Genomic DNA, 15,983 nt, shown 5'->3' with positions numbered 1-15,983 from the left:
CGGGGAGCGTGCAGGAACTTATTAGGTTATAGGGACTTGAGGGCGTCGACCAATTTTTCACAAAAAAGAAAGGGAAGTTGGCCCTAACGCTTTTGGAGGAAAATAGTGGAATTGTTATGATAAACTATTACTAGTGAGGAGGTTTGGGATGAAAAGTAAAAGATTGGTAGTAGTAGGAGTGCTTACGGCGGCATTTGGGTTATTGACTGCTTGTGGGAAGCCGGCTGATGAGTCAAGTAGTCAACAGGTCAACGGTGCTGCACCAAGTTCCAGCGAGCTGGAGGGTGATGGCTTAGGGGAGCAGGAGTTAGTCTTAACAGAGCAGGTAACCGTTGTAAATGAAGATGGGTCCACCGAAATATATAGCGAGGACAATAGCATTTCTGCTAGTTCAGACGGCGAGGAGTTCGGTAGTCAGGGGACGGGAAGCCTAAAGGATGAGTATCTAAAGAAACTGAATGAGATGGAAGAAGAGGACAGGCGTTCGGCCGTCGGGACAACCACTGCTGAACTGGAGGAACAAGAGGCGGAGCGGTATGAGAAGTGGGATAAGGTATTGAACAAGATTTATCGTGTGCTGGAGGAACAGCTTAGCCCGGAGCAGATGGAAAAGGTGAGGGAAGAACAACGGAGCTGGGTTAAACAAAGGGATGAAGCTGCGAAGGAATCATCGCTGAAATATAAAGGCGGTTCACATGAAGCATTAGAATATGTGGCCACGCAGGCGATTCTAACTAGGGAGAGATGTTATGCGTTGGTTGCGAAGTATATGGGGTAGGGGCAGATGCCTGGCACCACCAGTTTATTCCACATGGGAAGAGCGGGCAACAGGGACGGTTTGGCTAGCCAATGGGAAGCAGAACCGTCCCTGTTACTTTTTTATAAACCTGACCGTCGCCATTTGCTTACTTTGTACATATATCCAAGGTACGGGAGTCCGGTGAATACTAAGCAGATTACCCCAACTAACTGCAGAAGGGCAAATAGGGATTTTATTATCAATTCATTTGAATTAAAAATCTCAAGGGATGCAACAAAATTATAAGCAACAACAATACAGATATTAATGAGGAGAGTAATTAAAGCGGCTTTTCCCATGGACTTTTTTTCATTTTCATATTTTTCAAGGATGGAAGGTTTATCGGTATAGATAGGGGCAACCCCTTTGGGTGCGCTGAACAAGTGAATATAGTCGCCGCTGCTTCCTTCATGCTTCCAGCCCGCTTCCTCAAAATAAGCGAAGTAATCCTGGTCCGCTCCTTTACGGTAGTCAATTGCATATTGAAGGTCCTGCGGAGATGATTTTTTCAGCTTATATCCCAAAAAGTAAAACTTATCAAAGAGCCAGCCTTCCTGTGCCAGTTCCCCGAGTTTTTCCATGTCCTTCTCTTCATCAAAAGCCAAACCGCCACTCGCGATATACTTCGTTCGTGCCATTATTTTGAAGCCTCCTTCTTCATTAGAATGTTTTTTGCGTGCTGGATCATCATTTCCCGGCGATGTATATCTTTTTTCAGCAACTCCAAACCCTTTTCCGTTGCGATATAGGTCTTTCGCTTGTCAACTTCATCCCCCAATTGCTCAATCATTCCCGCTGCCAGGAGCTTTTTTATTGTTGTATACATGGAAGCTGGACCAATGGTAAATTCATTTTTCGTCAGTTCTTCAATGTTTTTCATAATTAAATATCCATGTCTGGCTTCAACCAGTGAAAGCAGAATATAAAAAGAAGTATCTGTCAGTTCACCGGTTTCCAGTACATCATTTCTTGCCATTGTATCCCCTCATTTATATCGTTTAATGATATATCATTAAATATAATATATCGTTTAATGATATAGGAGTCAATACAGAGGTTCGAAAATAATAAAATTTCCATTGTGTAATTCTCCTGGATTACAATTTGGATACTGGAAGATACTCTCGGTGTGTCAGGGCAGAGAAGGGACAAAATAGAAGTTGTAATTTTTCACTATGAAAATAGTAAAAAGTTAAATTTTGTTATAAAATAACTTTGATGGAACTTTGTACATATAATTTAAATTTTGGTATGCAAATGGGAAGTGAGGATTGCCTGAATGATTAGAATCAATATCGGTAATGTGAAGAGTGATATTGCCCGTGTTCAATCAATTTCCTCTAAGTTAAATCAAATCGAATCACAGCTTGTTTCCATAAAAAGCGGGCTTGATCCCAGGATTCAGGCTCGCCTGGGTATTGGAGCCTCGCTTTCATCCACAGTAAATAACGTTAGGGATTTGGAGACTCAAATCAAGGCTCTTACGTCTTTTCTGGAAATGGCTGCACAAAAATATGAACGTGCAGAAAAGCATATTGCGAACCGCGCCTTAACCGTTATGAGGATCGGGAGTGAAGGAGCACCAGGAAAGAGCGGAAGTACAGTTCTTGAGAAGGCAACAAACTCGGGCGGGGAAAAATCCCAACTTACTGCCCGGTGGGATTTAGGGTTAGCTGAGTTTCTTACTCACAATGAAATCAACTTGATTCGTGATTTATTAGTGGAGTTGCCGCTGGTTGGGCTCCCGGCATATTACCATCTTCCGCGCTTTGTTGTTGATGGTAAATACCTAAAGGTTTTTAACAGTGAGACATACCATGGCGGCCAGGGGCTGGCAAGAAGATATACAATTGAAAACATAAAAAATAATAAGTACCCCCATGCGACAAGGCTTTACAGAGTCTCTAAATGGGTGAAAGGTGTTAACTTTGTTTCAAGAGTGGCCCCATGGGTTTCCGGAGCTGCGGAGAGTTATAAAGAACTCACGACTGATAAAAACATATCGACAGAAAGAAAGGTTAGTAATGCGGTTATTGCTGGCGGGGCATCTGTTGGTGTGGGGATTGCAGGAGCAAAGATTGGAGCGGCGGTCGGCACCATGATTGCACCGGGCGTTGGGACGGTTGCAGGTGCAGTTATCGGTGCGGGTGTGGGTGTCTTATCGGCATATGTTGGCGATAAGCTCCTTAAGGCTGAAGTTTGGGGCAGCGGAAATAATAAGAAATCTACATTAAGTGTTGTGCAGGATGTTGTAGGTGATGGTGTTGAGGCGGTCGGAGGTGCTGTAAAAGGGGCGGCACAATGGGTTGGCAGTCTGTTTGGTTCAAAGCCCAACACCGGGGCTAGTACTGGTTAGACGTGAAAAGGAGACCGATCATGACATATGAATTAACAGCAAAGGAAATTGGCTTTTTATATGTGATCCTCGAACAGCCTTTGCCGCTATTTATTGATGACCCTTTTGCTGATGTTACTGCTGAAAAACTGGAGGAAGAATGGAAGTTTTTTTGCGGTTCCTCCTTTTTAAAGGGATTCTTGAAGCTGAATGAAGAGGGAAATCCATACATAGCAGATGAATTAATGGATCAGCTGGCTGTCATTCTTACAGCAGAGCAAGTGATTTCAGTTGTAGAGAATGACGAAGTGAGCAAGGTGCTTTATATTGGCGAAGGAACGGAAAAAAATATCGTGATAGACATTTTTGAAAATCACTATTCATTATCCCTTTTTGGCCGCCGCGAATTTTTAAAAGAATTGCTTGGCAGCGTTTCGACTGAAAACTCCCAAGTGAATGAATTCCATTTTGATATGGTTCTTTCGGAATTTGATCGTTTAGTAGAAGTATTTTATGATGAAGGGGCTGAGGGCCTGTTTCAACAATGTGAGAAGTTGAACTTGCCTTCACGTTCCATTCTATCAATTATTAAGGCAGTTAACTCCCCAGATTGTACTGTTTTTCTAACAGAAAGCCTTCGCCACAGAGAAACTGCGATGACGATTGTTTTTAATGAAGCAGGGACTATCAAACTTGTAACTTCTGTTTATTCAGGCAAAGGTGATAGAGCCATTCTCAGAGAGGCTAAGGTAGAAAGGCTGCCTCAACTGTTACTAATAGACGTGGAAAAAGTGAAAGGGGAAGTGTGATGAAAACAGGTAAAACTCAGCCTCTGTATCCAAAGTCTACAGACATGAAAAAGAATTTCCGCTTTATAACGGTGGCCTTTTTCATTCTCGGTCTGTTTGTTTCGTTGCTAAGTTTACAGTCATTCTCAATCCTGCCCTTGTGGCTGAAAATAAGTATTATTTTTATTCTTATCGGATACGTGGGCCTTTTTGTTTACGGATTTACACTTATAAAGCAATTTAAATTTGATAACTGGGTGAAATATGGAAGATTTATTTTACTTTTCCTTGTAATCCTTAGTATTCAATTACTGCTAACATCGAATGCAATGTTTATTGCTGGAGTTAAGGAAAATGTAATAAATGAGCAGGCAAACTTTCTGCAGTTTACCTTTCTTCTATATCTAGCTGCCGCGGTCGTATTTTTTATCCTGTCTCTTTTTATATCTTCACCCCAGTTGAGAAAAGTAAATAGTCAAAAAGCATATGTGATAGGCTCTATTTCCGCCGTGGTGGTCATCGCTATTGTATTTGTTATTTTGAATAAGGTAAAAGGGGCTGTATTTACAAATCCAGATACTGTTGCCACTGCTTATCAGTTCTTTATGGCGTCAGTGCTGACACTCTTCCCATCGACAGTTTTAGGAACTAGTATGAAACGTGGAGGTTCTAAGAAGTGAAAAAATACTTACCTATTGGTTCAATCGTTCTCCTAAAAGGCGGCACAAAAAGAATTATGATTTATGGAAGGCAGCAAAAGGAGTTGCAATCCGATAAGGTTTGGGACTATATTGCCTGCCTTTATCCTGAAGGAAACTTAAGCGAGGACTATATGTACCTATTTAATCATGATCAAATCGAGAAGGTCTTTTTTATCGGCTTCCAGGATGAAGAAGAACTGGAATTTGCAAAAGAAGCCCTGGCTTTAAATGTGAAGTGAGTTATTTGATTATATGGAAAGGCCTGCAGTTTGAACTGCAGGCCTTTACTTTATGCATGAGAAAAAATGCGTTATTTTACGAACCAAACGTTAATGATTTGATCTTTGGAAACTTCATAGATAGCAATGGCCTCGACTGCTTCACCGTTTGCCCTTCCTGTTACATATTCGTGGTCGATGACAATATTGCCTTTCACGGTTCTCGACTTAAGTTCGGCATGCTGATTGGGATTTGCCTGAAATAAATTAGCATACCTTTCCCTGAATTGTTCAATGCCGGAGAGGGTGACCTGGTTGGATGGGAAATCCCGAACCACCACATCCTCACTGTAAACAGAAACAAATGCATCTAAATCCTGCTTGTTATATGCGTCTAATTGCTGCTGTGCCAATTCCTCTGGACGCGTCATATTACGGACCTCTTTTCTATAGGTGGATTGTTTTTACTATACCTTATCATTTAGTAAATCTACCAATTTTGAATAAGGGAATTCTGTTGTATAATGATAAGTAAAAGGAGGTGAAAATGCTATGGAAGAAAGGCTTGCGCGAATGGAACATATGATAAGCCAATTAGTAGGGATGGTCGCTAAAACAACCAATTTGCAGCTAGAGATGCAACGTGACATGAGAGAAATGCAGGGTGACATGAAAGCAATGCAGAGCGATATGAAGGTTATGAGGGCGGATTTCGAAACTGAAAAGCAAAAAAATGCGGATCGGCATGACGAGATTGTCGGCAGGCTTAAGAGTATGGAAATAGACCAGGATTATATTTGGGAAAAAACTGCCCGAAATGAACGTGAAATTGAAGTACTTAAAAGAAGATTGAACCTCATATGATATTCTTCAGAATTTCCTCTTTCAATCATCCGAGTTCCTTGATAATTTTCAATTGATTAGAATGGCCGGGTTACCATTACCCGGCCATTTTTGATGCTAATTTTTATCCTTTGGTGGATTGGGGTCGTTGCCATAGCTATTGGCATTTGAAATTTTTCCATCTTTATTATGAATGCGGTGTTCAGTCTGGTCCTGCTTTGCTGCACGTCGGCCGCTTTCTTCCGCTGCCGCTTTAGTTTGATGGTGGCTGATTGTCTTGCCGTCTTGTTTATTATCCCAGCCGCCGTCTTTGTTCGGGACTGTATGGACAGCCGTTTTCCTTTCTGCCATAAGGGTTCACCTCGCTATTGGTGTGTTTTAGCATAAATGTTCCCTTTTATATGGATATGTGAAACATGGTTGAACTACAAACACCTATAATATTTTCTCAATATTCTGCACTTTAATAATTAATTTCAAAATCGCTGAATTAATTTTAAAATCGCCGAATTAATTAAAAAATCGCTGAATTAATGCTCAAAACCGCCGAATTATTTTTCGAGGGCAAAGAGCTAGTGGAAAAAGACTTCCAATTGGTTCGTAACACACCGAATTAATGGTTAAATATGTAAATATGGTTATTAAATGCTTAATTCAATGATAATTTGGTTTAAGTTTGAGCAGGGGATGATCTGTTTTTTTATAATAAATAAGATTTTAGTATAAAAATGGTTTTCCGGCAAAATCTTGTTATTCATATAACTTTAACCCGCTTGATATTAAAAATTTACAAACTACTGATATGATTCTAAAAGATTGTTCTATCTTCCGCGTGTCGTTATCCGCAGAAAAGGGATTAAAATTGTACTGAAAGAAATTTTTCCAATCAATAAAATACAAATTTGGCAAGGGGAACTCTTTCAATGACGGTTAGTATCATTATACCAATTTACAATGGCGAGTTATTTTTAGCCAAATGCATAGAATCGGTTATGAACCAAACGTATGACGATATAGAGATTATCTTAATTAATGACGGCTCAACTGATAATAGTATCACTATTTGTGAGAGCTATCAGAAAATGGACAAAAGAATAAGAGTTTTTGATCGGCCAAACTCTGGAGTTAGTGACACTAGGAATTTTGGGATTAGTGTATCCAGCGGAGAGTATATTCAATTTGTTGATTGTGACGATTCTATAAGTAATGACATGACTGAAGCATTAGTTGCGGAGATTCAATATGACCAAAGTGAATTGGCGATCTCTGGGTATAAGATTATGGATCTTGACGATAACTTAATTGAAGAGATTCGTATAGGACACGGTGGATGTATTGATAAAAGTGAGTTTTTCAACCTTTTCGGTGAATTTTTCGAAAAAAAAGGATTATTAAATTCGCCATGCAATAAAATGTATGTAAAAAAAATCATAGTAGATAACAATATCCTGTTCCCTAAGGATTTTTCACTGGGAGAAGATTTATTATTTAATCTGAAGTATATGGAAACGATTGATTCTATATCTCTTATTGACCAGTCTTTCTATTCATATTATCGGGTCAACAATCAATCTTTGACATTGAAATATAATAGCAAGAGACTGGAAGCTCAAGAATTTATTTATCAGGAATTACGAAAGTTTATGGCCAAATACGGAGTTTATCAAAGCAGGAATAAAATTATTCTGGAAAGCAAATATATTAAGGCTATTACAGACGCAATGATATCGTTTCTTCTAAACGATAAGATGGCTAAGGAAGAAAAGAGACGTACCATTAAAAATATCGTTAACACAAAGCAATTTAACGATTCTTTAAAACTAGCTAAATTAAACCTCAAATATAAACTATTTATTTTTTTATTGCAGAGTAATTTTGTTTCATTGACTTTGCAATTACTGAACTTAAAGAAAAAAATCAACTCAGTGGTGACTCAATGAAAAAAGTAATGATTACAGCCTATTTAAATAGCAACTTGGGGGATGATTTGTTTATAAAAATCCTTTGCGACCGCTATAAAGATGTAAATTTTTATATGCATGGCAGCCCAAGATACAAAGATAATTTTAAAGAAATAAAGAATCTCACTTATATTAGTCAAAACAAGATTTATTCTCTGATCGATAAAGTCTCTTATAAGGTAAATAATTTTTCTTTAATAAGGAGAATTACAAATAGACTTATGGATGCCCACGTTTATATAGGGGGATCCTTATTTATACAAAATGATAGCTGGAAATCAAAATGGGCAAAACACAAGCATTTACTTTTGAAAAACAAACCAAATTTCTTAATAGGAAGTAATTTTGGGCCTTGGACTGATCAAGAATTTTATATGGCCTATAAAAAGGCTTTTTCACATTATACGGATATTTGTTTTCGGGATATGAAATCTTACAACCTATTTAAAGAATTGAATCATGTCAGATATGCACCCGATGTTGTTTTTAACCTGGACGTTGATACGTCTGCGATGAATGATAAGGGGAAAGTAGGTATATCCCTTATTGATTTGAGTGAAAGAGATGGCCTTAAAGAGTATAAAAAGGACTATCTTGATACGATCAAAAAAATGGTCGATTATCTTGTTTCCCAAGGAAAAAAGGTAACGCTATTCTCTTTCTGTAAAAAAGAAGGGGATGAAACGGCTTTAAATGAAGTGTTGCGTTTATTGGATTCGGATGCCAGGAAGTCGGTGAATTCTTATTTGTATAACGGGGACCTGAATGAGGCTATTGAACTGTTAAGTGATATGGAAACCATCGTTGCTACCCGTTTCCATGCGATGATCCTGGGGATTAGATTAAAGAAAAATGTATTTCCGATAATATACAGCGATAAAATGCTTACTGTTCTGGACGATATGGGATTCCAGGGTGAGATTATAAAACTTAATGAGTTGAAAAAGTTTGATATTGAAAAACTGAATTCGACTATTAACTTACCAGACAGTATCGATGATTATATGGAGGAGTCGAAAAAACAATTTAAGGAATTAGATAAACTATTACTCAGAGAATAAGATAGGAATTTTTTAAAAATGAGAACAAAAAATTCAGTGAAAAATATTGCGTTTGGGCTGCTTAATCAAATTATATTTCTTCTTTTAAATTTTGCTGTAAGAACAGTCTTTTTAACCACATTAGGTGTTGAGTATTTAGGGATAAATGGACTTTTTACAAATATAATAACGATATTATCACTTGCAGACCTAGGCATAATCGGAGCTATGACTTTTAGTCTCTATAAACCTATTAAAGAGAATGACGAAGTAAAGCTAAAAATCCTGATGACTTTTTATAAAAGGTTTTTCAGAAAGGTTTCTGCAAGTGTTTTAATTATAGGCTTAGTCATTTTACCTTTTTTGCCGTATATCATTAAAGACTCTGATTCGATTCCTTATTTAAATACCATTTATATTCTCTTTGTATTGAACTCTGTTGTATCCTATCTTCTGGTTTATAAAAGAATCTTTTTGGTAGCTGATCAAAAGAATTATATAGTTTCTTCAATCACAACATTTTTTACTCTTGTCACTAGTATCGTACAAATATTAACGCTTTTAGTATTTGAGAACTTTATTTTATATACAGTTATATCGATATTAAGTACAGTGTTGCAAAATCTATATATTTCTAAAAAGGTGGATAAGTTATATCCTTTCTTGAAGGAACCTATCGATGAGGAATTAGACGGTGATGAGAAAAAGACTATATTCAAAAATACGTATTCTGCTTTTTTATATAGAATTGCTTCAACAGTCATTAATGGTACAGATTCTATAGTTATATCTGCCTTTATCGGCATTTCGTATGTGGGGCTTTACTCTAATTACCTAATGATAACGACCTCTCTTAACAGGATTATGAATCAAATATTTAATTCACTTACTGCCAGTGTAGGTGACTTAAATGTTAACGAAACACAAGAAAAAAAATACAGTATTTTCAATACGGTGCTTTTAGTAGCCTTTTGGCTTTATGGTGTATCATTAGTATCCTTGTGGCAGTTAACTGACCCCTTCATAACACTTTGGATAGGTGAAGAGTATCTTTTAGATAAACTTGCTCTTTTCGCTATTGTGTTGAATTTTTTCATTAATGGAATGCACAATGTCAATGTTATTTTTAGAGATGGGGCAGGGCTGTATCAACTAGGGAAATACAGGCCGATCTATGCAGCCATCATTAATATTGTGGTTTCTATTATCCTGGCAAAGTATTTAGGAGTAGCAGGAGTTCTATTCGGAACCATTATAAGCAGATTAGCCACTTTCTTTTGGTATGACCCGATGATTATTTTTAGAGAAAGCTTTAAACGCTCCTCTAAAGAATATTTTTATAAGTATTTCTTGTTTATATTGGTCATGGCACTCAGCGGAGTCATCATTCATTTCTTGTGCTCTATTTATCAAAATGGGACGCTGTTCTCATTTTTATATCAAGTGATGGTGTGTTTAATTGTTTCCAATCTAGTCTTGTTTTTATATTTTAGAAAAAAAGAAGAATTCAAAGTTTTGGTCAATCTTTTAATAGGTATGAAGAATAGATTGCGGCAAAATTAAAAGGCATTGTTAAATGTGATTTATTAACATACCCAACAAAAGGAGAATGCTGGATTTTCGCTTCAGGCAATTCGCTTTCCGCGGGCGGTATGGGAGCTTGTCTAGCTGCAGCTCCTAGCTCCTCGAGTCGCTTCGGTCCTTCAGCTGAAGTCAAAGAACGACTTCTGCTTCAGGCCCTCCAGCGCTTGTCGGAGCTGGGCAGTCGCTTCGCTTTTCTTACTCCTCGGCGCGAGCGCCTGTGGGGTCTCCCCTGGCCAGCTATTCCCGCAGGAGTCTCGCATCCTCCGCTACAATCAACTTGCTTAATAATACATTGTTGATTTAACACCTTCTAGAATTATTCTCTAAGTAAATAGGGAGCCTTGCTACTATGATAATTAAAATAATAAAGAGACTAACAGGTAAGAAAGATAAAAAGGTGAATTTCAAGCATTTAGGCGAGAATGTGGAAATCCACAGAAGTAATAAATTTCTTAGCCCAGGTGACATTTCTATTGATGATCATGTTTATATTGGGCCTGATAATCAATTTCTGGGGTATGGTGGTATTACGATTGGAAGTGGAACAATAATCGCTCATAATTGTGAAATTATGACCAGAAACCATAATTATGATAGCGAGGATCTTCTTTCAATACCATATGATACCAAATATATATATAAGCCGGTTGTGATAGAATCAAACGTTTGGATTGGTTCCAATGTCTTAATTGTACCAGGTGTTACAATTGGAGAAGGTGCGGTTATCGGAATGGGAGCAGTCGTAACTAAAAACGTTCCTCCTTGTGCGGTAGTAGGAGGGAATCCAGCAAAAATTTTAAAGTATAGAAATAAAGAGATATATGAAAAACTGAAAAAGGAAGACAAGATTTACTTGAAAATGAAGAACCACTTATAAAAATACTTGTAGTTAGGGCGCTTGAAAAACAGAGTCTTATCTACAGGTATTTTTTTATATTAATTCGGTACTTAGGGATTAGAAGGTAAGGGGAATATTTTGAATATTCCGCACTTTAAGAATTAATTTCAAAATCGCTGAATTAATGATAAAAACCGCTGAATTAAATAAAAAATCGCTGAATTATTTTTCGAGAACAAAGAACTAATGGTAAAATACTTCCAATTGGTTCTGGTACACTGAATTAATGGATAAATTTGTAATTTTGCGATGGTTAAATGTTATGTTCGATGATAAAAGGGTTCTGGTTTGTGTATAGGATGATTTGTTTTTTTATTAATGGTAAGATTTTAGTATATAAACGGTCAGAAATTGGGAGTTTTTAAATGAAACTACATTGTACGAAGAAGCTGTTGGGTAAGCTGGATGTTGTGCTTGATGATGGGACTGAGGAAAAGCCTTTGTTCTCGTGGCATGCGAATTTGCTGACGATGAATCGGAGGCAGGCGGTTGTCCTGGTGAATGACAGCAGCCGTTTTGTGGTTGTATTGTATGGTTTGAAAGCGAAGGATTTTAAGAAGCTGGACGAGCTTGCTGTACAGGGTATCCGGGAAGCGTTAACGTCTGAGGGGATTAAAAAAGAGGTTATAGATGCTTATTTGGAAGCGATGGGCAAGGTTGTTTTTTCAAAAACAAGTGACCGGAAGCTTGTTGCACGTTTAAACCGGCAGTGCATGGAAATTGAGTATTTTAGCGATGAGGTTTTAGAAAATGAGATGTTCCAGTTGGCCTTGGGAAAAAGGATAAACCGTATTCTTGTCGGGGATGGAAAAAACAGTTATCTCTACCCGAATGAGGTGATGTACCGGGATCTTGAGGAGTTTTCGGGTGGGCCTGTGATTGGTATGCCTGCTGTACAGCTGAAAATTTCGCTTTCGTTTATGGATGAGCAGCATAAGGTGTGGCGGAGGGTGATCGTGCCGCTGAACCGGACATTTGCTGATCTTCATACTATTATCCAGACGGCTTTTGGATGGGAAGATTCCCATTTACATGAGTTCTATCTATATAAAAGTGCGGATGAAAAGCCGTTTCTTCATGTTGCGGGTCCCGAGTTGATTTTATCGCATCCAGTTGAAGGGTTGGTAGCCCATCTGGAAGATGCCACCAGGTTGGCTGAGTATCTCCCGGACTGCAAGCTGTTGCAGTATGTGTATGACTTTGGTGATGATTGGCGGCATGACATTGAGGTGGAAGCGGTGATTGAGGAGTATGATAAGGCGCATCCAGTTTGCCTGGCTGGTGAGGGAAACACACCGCCGGAGGATGTCGGCGGGGAAGGCGGCTATGCCGAGTATCTGAGAATTACCTCTGACCCCAATGATCCTGACTATGATCATATGGTTAGCTGGGGCAGGTCGCAAGGGTATCGAAAGTTCGACATAAACCAGATCAACAGACTGTTGAGGCACGAATAGTAAAAAAATCCCCTTTGGTTGGGGATTTTTTACGTTATACCACTTTTTTAGGTACAGGCCCCGGCTTGTTTTTACAGGATGATATGAAACACATTCCTGTTCTTTTTTTGAAAAATGCAAAATTTTTTGTGATATTGATATCCATTAACTGGTAAGATGGAAGCAAGGCGTAATCAAGGAGGAGAAAATGAAAAAAATTACGGTTGTGATAGCTAGTCTGATTCTTATGCTTATCATTAGCGGTTGCGGTACGAAGGTGACCAAGGAAGAAGTCGTTTCGGGGGCAGTCAAAAAGTCGTTGAACAGCTTTGAAACCGATATGAAGACGGAATTTAAGATTAGCTCCAATGGACAGGACATCAGTTCAACGACAGATATTGCCTTGGTTTACAAGGATGACCCTTTTATAACGCATATGAAAATGAGTATGATTGAAGGGGAAATCGAGTTATACATAGATAAGGAATCAGCCTATATGAAGATGCCTGGGGAAGAAGGCTGGATCCAGGCTCCGACTGGCAGTATCCCCGAGTTTGAGGAAATGGCCAGCGGAGATTCAATTAAGAAAGACCTTGAAAAAATAAACGAGTTTAGTGAGCTCTTTTCTTTTGAACAAAAAGACGGCGGCTATGTCCTGGACGTCAAGCTTGACGAAAATTCTTCCGACAAAGAAAAGGAACTTGTCACGAGCGTACTGACGGAGGAATTGCAAAATCAATCCATCAAGGTATCAAAGGTAAACAAGTTCAATTATTCCTACACAATCGATAAAGACTATAACTTGAAAAATGTGTTGACCGAGGCTGACCTGGAAATCGTTATGGACGGCCAGACAACGCAAATCAGCATAAAAGCAGATGCAGACTACAAAAATATCAACTCGGTCAAGGATTTCTCCATTCCGGCAGAGGTCACTGATAATGTGATAGAGATGGATTTAGAGAGTTAAAGAATTTAATGAACAAGGAGGGACGGTTCCGGTTTGTCGGAACCGTCCCCTTTCGTTAGCGATTTCACAATTTTGCCACCTGAATTCCATTGACTCCTCTCCTAAACTTCTATACCTTTAGTAAGTATGAATTTTTTAGGAGGAACTCATGGATACTCAGAAATCAACACAAGTAAAAATCACAGCGGCAGATCCATCTGCGCTTGGCCTATTCGGACTCGGAATGGTCACGTTTGTGGCATCATCACAAAAATTAGGCTTAACTGAAGGGCTTTCCTTAATCCTGCCATGGGCTTTCTTTCTCGGGGGCATTGCACAGCTGTTCGCGGCTGTACAGGATTCTAAGCATAATAACATTTTCGGGACAACGGCGTTTGGCGCATTTGGACTCTTCTGGTTCGGCGTCGGCATGACCTGGCTGATCCAGCTGGGAGCATTCGGCGAAAAGCTTGCTGCTAATGCTGATCCGAAGCAGCTTGGCTTCGCATTTCTCGGCTATTTAATCTTCAGCATCTTTATGACGATCGGCGCTGCGGAAACTCATAAAGTTCTGTTTTCCATCTTTGTCATGATCGACTTCCTGTTTATCGGTTTAACTCTAAGTTCGTTCGGCATCATGTATGAAGCCACCCACATGATCGCAGCAGTATCAGAAATGCTGATTGCGCTGCTATCGTTCTACGGATCAGCAGCCATCGTACTGAACACACACTTTGGACGAGTCTTCCTGCCGATTGGGAAGCCGTTTGGGGTTTTTAAAAAATAAGTTTGGTAGCTAAATGGTCCGGCAGAGTTGCCGGGCTGTTTTTTTATTTAAGTCTGTGTTAGTAGACTATGTTGAATTTATTGTTTTGCTGAATGCAGTGTATTTTCGTATCTTCTGAATGCTGATAAATTTTTTTAGACTGGCTCTATTGGATTAATCAGCCTCTCCAGAAGCCAACTTGGCAACAAAGTTTATTTCTCATTGAATTAAAGAAAAAATATTTTTACTAGAGTATATTGAATCTTGGCAGACTTTACCGATGTGGATTCCTTTTTGGAGGATAAATAATATAGTACAATTGACCTATCAACTTGATAAAGGCAAACCTATTGAAAAATAGGGGCGCAAAGTCGCAGATCTAAGGTATATACTAAGATGGCTGGACTGCCGGGTAATATTCAACAGGGAGTTCATCTAAATGTTTAAATCCATTATTTGTTTCCTTCGTCGGAATCACAAGTACAGCTACTATACGGACCAATGCGTAAGGTGTGGTAAAAAACGCCCTAGCTAACCTTTTTTTAACCCGATTAATGAATGAGATATTTCATTAATCGGTTTTTTTTGTTTAGATGCCTGTCACTTCTGACTTTCCTTGTTTCACGAGATTTTGTTTCATTGGGTTGTAGGTGGCGGAGAAGACCGTGGGTAATTTTAAGGCGGCCCCTTTCATGACCGCCTGATTACTTTCCTATGATTTTATTCTTCCCAAGAGGCTTGACTTACGACGGCGAGGTTTCCTTGTGAATCCTGATACAGCTCACTTGGAATGAAGCCGGTACCCACCAGCAGGGTTTCGCCTTTTACCTTCAAAGTATTGAATAACTCCGCAAAATCAGTTCTACTGAAATAGAGGGTCCAGACATCTTTGATGCTAGTGGAATCTTTATTGGGTAGATCTTTACTGCAAAAAATTCCTTTTCTAACTCACTAAATCCATAATTATAGTATCTGACAGCGAGGCATTTCCTATAATCGCAAACTCTTGATCTAGTTGATTTGCCATATCATATTGGACATCTATAGCTTGCACGGTCAGGCCGTGTTCTTTCATGTAAGATTGAAAAGGTCTTGTTCTGTCGTAAGTGATGTTTCGTCTTCTGCTGAATTGGAGGTCGTAGTATCAGTTTCGGTGTTATCCGTTCCTTTATCAGTTCCTTCGGTTGTATCATCTGTAGTATCCGTATCACTTGTGTCTGTGTTGTAGTTGGCAACTGCTGCCCCCGGTTTGTCCTTGCTTATAGAGTCTTGAGCGGTACTGTCGAAAACAAAGGCCATGGCTATATTAATTGATAAATAAACTACAAATAACCCCAGAACGATAAATACTCCTCCCCAGCTGGAGCCACCTTGTTTACGCAGTGCATCCTCTTGGCCTGTCGGGTTATGGGGGAGTAGATTTTTAACATTCTTTATCTTGTCTTGAGCATTTTTGTAATAATAATAGTTTCCAGACATGCCTAATATGACAGAAGTGACAATGCCTATCGAGTAGTTCATCTCGTCTAAGATAGGATTGTTAATAATAAGCGAAATAATATCAAAAGCCAAGAAAGCGCCTAAAATGATCAATACAATCTTGTACATTTTTCGGTAGCCTAGCCAGAACATACCGGCAAAAAACGCTGCCCAGTTCCAACCCAT

At 38.9% G+C, this 15,983-nt stretch carries 18 protein-coding genes and 1 riboswitch; of the genes, 13 read left to right on the top strand and 5 right to left on the bottom strand.

Annotated features, from left to right (window positions below; genetic code table 11):
* Window positions 1-148 precede the first annotated feature (148 nt).
* Complete coding sequence (locus TY16_RS06880; RefSeq protein ID WP_043931083.1) at window positions 149-778, top strand: lysozyme inhibitor LprI family protein; 630 nt, start codon at window positions 149-151, stop codon at window positions 776-778.
* 101 nt (window positions 779-879) lie between these two features.
* Here TY16_RS06880 and TY16_RS06875 read toward each other — a convergent pair whose 3' ends face one another.
* Window positions 880-1,437, bottom strand: a complete 558-nt coding sequence (locus tag TY16_RS06875; protein ID WP_043931082.1) for a DUF2812 domain-containing protein — start codon at window positions 1,435-1,437, stop codon at window positions 880-882.
* A complete protein-coding gene (locus TY16_RS06870; RefSeq protein ID WP_043931080.1) occupies window positions 1,437-1,775 on the bottom strand; it encodes a PadR family transcriptional regulator in 339 nt (112 codons plus the stop codon). The genes TY16_RS06875 and TY16_RS06870 overlap by 1 nt, the downstream gene beginning before the upstream one ends.
* A 303-nt stretch (window positions 1,776-2,078) precedes the next feature.
* Here TY16_RS06870 and TY16_RS06865 point away from each other — a divergent pair, with 303 nt between their 5' ends.
* Genes TY16_RS06865 through TY16_RS06850 form a run of 4 tightly spaced genes read left to right on the top strand, consistent with a single transcriptional unit; the run spans window position 2,079 to window position 4,862 of the window.
* Window positions 2,079-3,155: a bacteriocin class II family protein gene (locus tag TY16_RS06865; RefSeq protein ID WP_043931078.1), complete on the top strand. Its 1,077-nt coding sequence runs from the start codon at window positions 2,079-2,081 to the stop codon at window positions 3,153-3,155.
* Between the two features lie 20 nt (window positions 3,156-3,175).
* Entirely contained in the window at window positions 3,176-3,943 is a 768-nt protein-coding gene (locus TY16_RS06860; RefSeq protein ID WP_043931077.1) for a hypothetical protein, read from the top strand.
* Window positions 3,943-4,602, top strand: coding sequence for a hypothetical protein (locus TY16_RS06855; protein WP_043931075.1), 660 nt, complete (start codon window positions 3,943-3,945; stop codon window positions 4,600-4,602). The genes TY16_RS06860 and TY16_RS06855 overlap by 1 nt, the downstream gene beginning before the upstream one ends.
* Window positions 4,599-4,862, top strand: coding sequence for a DUF4176 domain-containing protein (locus TY16_RS06850; RefSeq protein WP_043931074.1), 264 nt, complete (start codon window positions 4,599-4,601; stop codon window positions 4,860-4,862). The genes TY16_RS06855 and TY16_RS06850 overlap by 4 nt, the downstream gene beginning before the upstream one ends.
* Window positions 4,863-4,933: 71 nt before the next feature.
* Here the strand turns inward: TY16_RS06850 and TY16_RS06845 are convergent, their stop codons facing one another.
* The gene (locus TY16_RS06845; RefSeq protein WP_043931073.1) at window positions 4,934-5,272 is read right to left on the bottom strand and encodes a nuclear transport factor 2 family protein; all 339 of its coding nucleotides are present in this window, start codon (window positions 5,270-5,272) and stop codon (window positions 4,934-4,936) included.
* A 121-nt stretch (window positions 5,273-5,393) separates the two neighbouring features.
* Here TY16_RS06845 and TY16_RS06840 point away from each other — a divergent pair, with 121 nt between their 5' ends.
* On the top strand, window positions 5,394-5,705 hold the full coding sequence (locus TY16_RS06840; RefSeq protein WP_043931072.1) for a hypothetical protein: 312 nt from the start codon (window positions 5,394-5,396) through the stop codon (window positions 5,703-5,705).
* Window positions 5,706-5,801: 96 nt separating this feature from the next.
* Here TY16_RS06840 and TY16_RS06835 read toward each other — a convergent pair whose 3' ends face one another.
* Window positions 5,802-6,035 (bottom strand): DUF2188 domain-containing protein, encoded by a 234-nt coding sequence (locus TY16_RS06835; RefSeq protein ID WP_043931071.1) that lies wholly within the window; start codon window positions 6,033-6,035, stop codon window positions 5,802-5,804.
* A gap of 572 nt (window positions 6,036-6,607) precedes the next feature.
* Between TY16_RS06835 and TY16_RS06830 the strand changes: the two genes are divergently transcribed.
* The 7 genes from TY16_RS06830 to TY16_RS06800 all read left to right on the top strand — a co-directional run bounded on the left by TY16_RS06830 (window position 6,608) and on the right by TY16_RS06800 (window position 14,339).
* On the top strand, window positions 6,608-7,624 hold the full coding sequence (locus TY16_RS06830) for a glycosyltransferase family 2 protein (protein ID WP_052342627.1): 1,017 nt from the start codon (window positions 6,608-6,610) through the stop codon (window positions 7,622-7,624).
* Entirely contained in the window at window positions 7,621-8,706 is a 1,086-nt protein-coding gene (locus tag TY16_RS06825; RefSeq protein ID WP_043931070.1) for a polysaccharide pyruvyl transferase family protein, read from the top strand. Before TY16_RS06830 ends, TY16_RS06825 begins: the two co-directional genes overlap by 4 nt.
* An 18-nt stretch (window positions 8,707-8,724) precedes the next feature.
* Complete coding sequence (locus TY16_RS06820; protein ID WP_043931068.1) at window positions 8,725-10,248, top strand: lipopolysaccharide biosynthesis protein; 1,524 nt, start codon at window positions 8,725-8,727, stop codon at window positions 10,246-10,248.
* Window positions 10,249-10,618: 370 nt separating this feature from the next.
* Window positions 10,619-11,146, top strand: a complete 528-nt coding sequence (locus TY16_RS27065) for an acyltransferase (RefSeq protein ID WP_043931067.1) — start codon at window positions 10,619-10,621, stop codon at window positions 11,144-11,146.
* A 386-nt stretch (window positions 11,147-11,532) separates the two neighbouring features.
* Window positions 11,533-12,624 carry a plasmid pRiA4b ORF-3 family protein gene (locus TY16_RS06810; RefSeq protein ID WP_043931066.1) on the top strand — a complete coding sequence of 364 codons (1,092 nt, stop codon included), beginning with the start codon at window positions 11,533-11,535 and terminating at the stop codon, window positions 12,622-12,624.
* A 187-nt stretch (window positions 12,625-12,811) separates the two neighbouring features.
* On the top strand, window positions 12,812-13,573 hold the full coding sequence (locus tag TY16_RS06805; RefSeq protein ID WP_043931065.1) for a DUF6612 family protein: 762 nt from the start codon (window positions 12,812-12,814) through the stop codon (window positions 13,571-13,573).
* A 148-nt stretch (window positions 13,574-13,721) separates the two neighbouring features.
* Window positions 13,722-14,339 carry an acetate uptake transporter gene (locus tag TY16_RS06800; protein WP_043931064.1) on the top strand — a complete coding sequence of 206 codons (618 nt, stop codon included), beginning with the start codon at window positions 13,722-13,724 and terminating at the stop codon, window positions 14,337-14,339.
* 309 nt (window positions 14,340-14,648) lie between these two features.
* Window positions 14,649-14,731, top strand: a riboswitch (cyclic di-GMP riboswitch).
* Window positions 14,732-15,389: 658 nt separating this feature from the next.
* On the opposite strand, the gene TY16_RS25115 is transcribed toward TY16_RS06800, so the two are convergent.
* On the bottom strand, window positions 15,390-15,983 hold the full coding sequence (locus TY16_RS25115) for a DUF2628 domain-containing protein (RefSeq protein ID WP_052342626.1): 594 nt from the start codon (window positions 15,981-15,983) through the stop codon (window positions 15,390-15,392).

Origin of the sequence: Bacillus sp. EB01 (genome assembly GCF_000613125.1) — a bacterium.
Lineage (GTDB): Bacteria > Bacillota > Bacilli > Bacillales > Cytobacillaceae > Bacillus_D.
This window is presented reverse-complemented; position numbering and strand designations above follow the sequence as displayed.

Excerpts from the sequence above, each read along its gene's own strand:
- TY16_RS27065 (WP_043931067.1), top strand. The coding sequence starts at position 10,619 with ATGATAATTAAAATAATAAAGAGACTAACAGGTAAGAAAGATAAAAAG.
- TY16_RS06845 (WP_043931073.1), bottom strand. The coding sequence starts at position 5,272 with ATGACGCGTCCAGAGGAATTGGCACAGCAGCAATTAGACGCATATAAC.
- TY16_RS06825 (WP_043931070.1), top strand. The coding sequence starts at position 7,621 with ATGAAAAAAGTAATGATTACAGCCTATTTAAATAGCAACTTGGGGGAT.
- TY16_RS06840 (WP_043931072.1), top strand. The coding sequence starts at position 5,394 with ATGGAAGAAAGGCTTGCGCGAATGGAACATATGATAAGCCAATTAGTA.
- TY16_RS06800 (WP_043931064.1), top strand. The coding sequence starts at position 13,722 with ATGGATACTCAGAAATCAACACAAGTAAAAATCACAGCGGCAGATCCA.
- TY16_RS06880 (WP_043931083.1), top strand. The coding sequence starts at position 149 with ATGAAAAGTAAAAGATTGGTAGTAGTAGGAGTGCTTACGGCGGCATTT.
- TY16_RS06835 (WP_043931071.1), bottom strand. The coding sequence starts at position 6,035 with ATGGCAGAAAGGAAAACGGCTGTCCATACAGTCCCGAACAAAGACGGC.
- TY16_RS06875 (WP_043931082.1), bottom strand. The coding sequence starts at position 1,437 with ATGGCACGAACGAAGTATATCGCGAGTGGCGGTTTGGCTTTTGATGAA.
- TY16_RS25115 (WP_052342626.1), bottom strand. The coding sequence starts at position 15,983 with ATGGGTTGGAACTGGGCAGCGTTTTTTGCCGGTATGTTCTGGCTAGGC.
- TY16_RS06820 (WP_043931068.1), top strand. The coding sequence starts at position 8,725 with ATGAGAACAAAAAATTCAGTGAAAAATATTGCGTTTGGGCTGCTTAAT.
- TY16_RS06870 (WP_043931080.1), bottom strand. The coding sequence starts at position 1,775 with ATGGCAAGAAATGATGTACTGGAAACCGGTGAACTGACAGATACTTCT.
- TY16_RS06855 (WP_043931075.1), top strand. The coding sequence starts at position 3,943 with ATGAAAACAGGTAAAACTCAGCCTCTGTATCCAAAGTCTACAGACATG.
- TY16_RS06805 (WP_043931065.1), top strand. The coding sequence starts at position 12,812 with ATGAAAAAAATTACGGTTGTGATAGCTAGTCTGATTCTTATGCTTATC.
- TY16_RS06830 (WP_052342627.1), top strand. The coding sequence starts at position 6,608 with ATGACGGTTAGTATCATTATACCAATTTACAATGGCGAGTTATTTTTA.
- TY16_RS06810 (WP_043931066.1), top strand. The coding sequence starts at position 11,533 with ATGAAACTACATTGTACGAAGAAGCTGTTGGGTAAGCTGGATGTTGTG.
- TY16_RS06860 (WP_043931077.1), top strand. The coding sequence starts at position 3,176 with ATGACATATGAATTAACAGCAAAGGAAATTGGCTTTTTATATGTGATC.
- TY16_RS06865 (WP_043931078.1), top strand. The coding sequence starts at position 2,079 with ATGATTAGAATCAATATCGGTAATGTGAAGAGTGATATTGCCCGTGTT.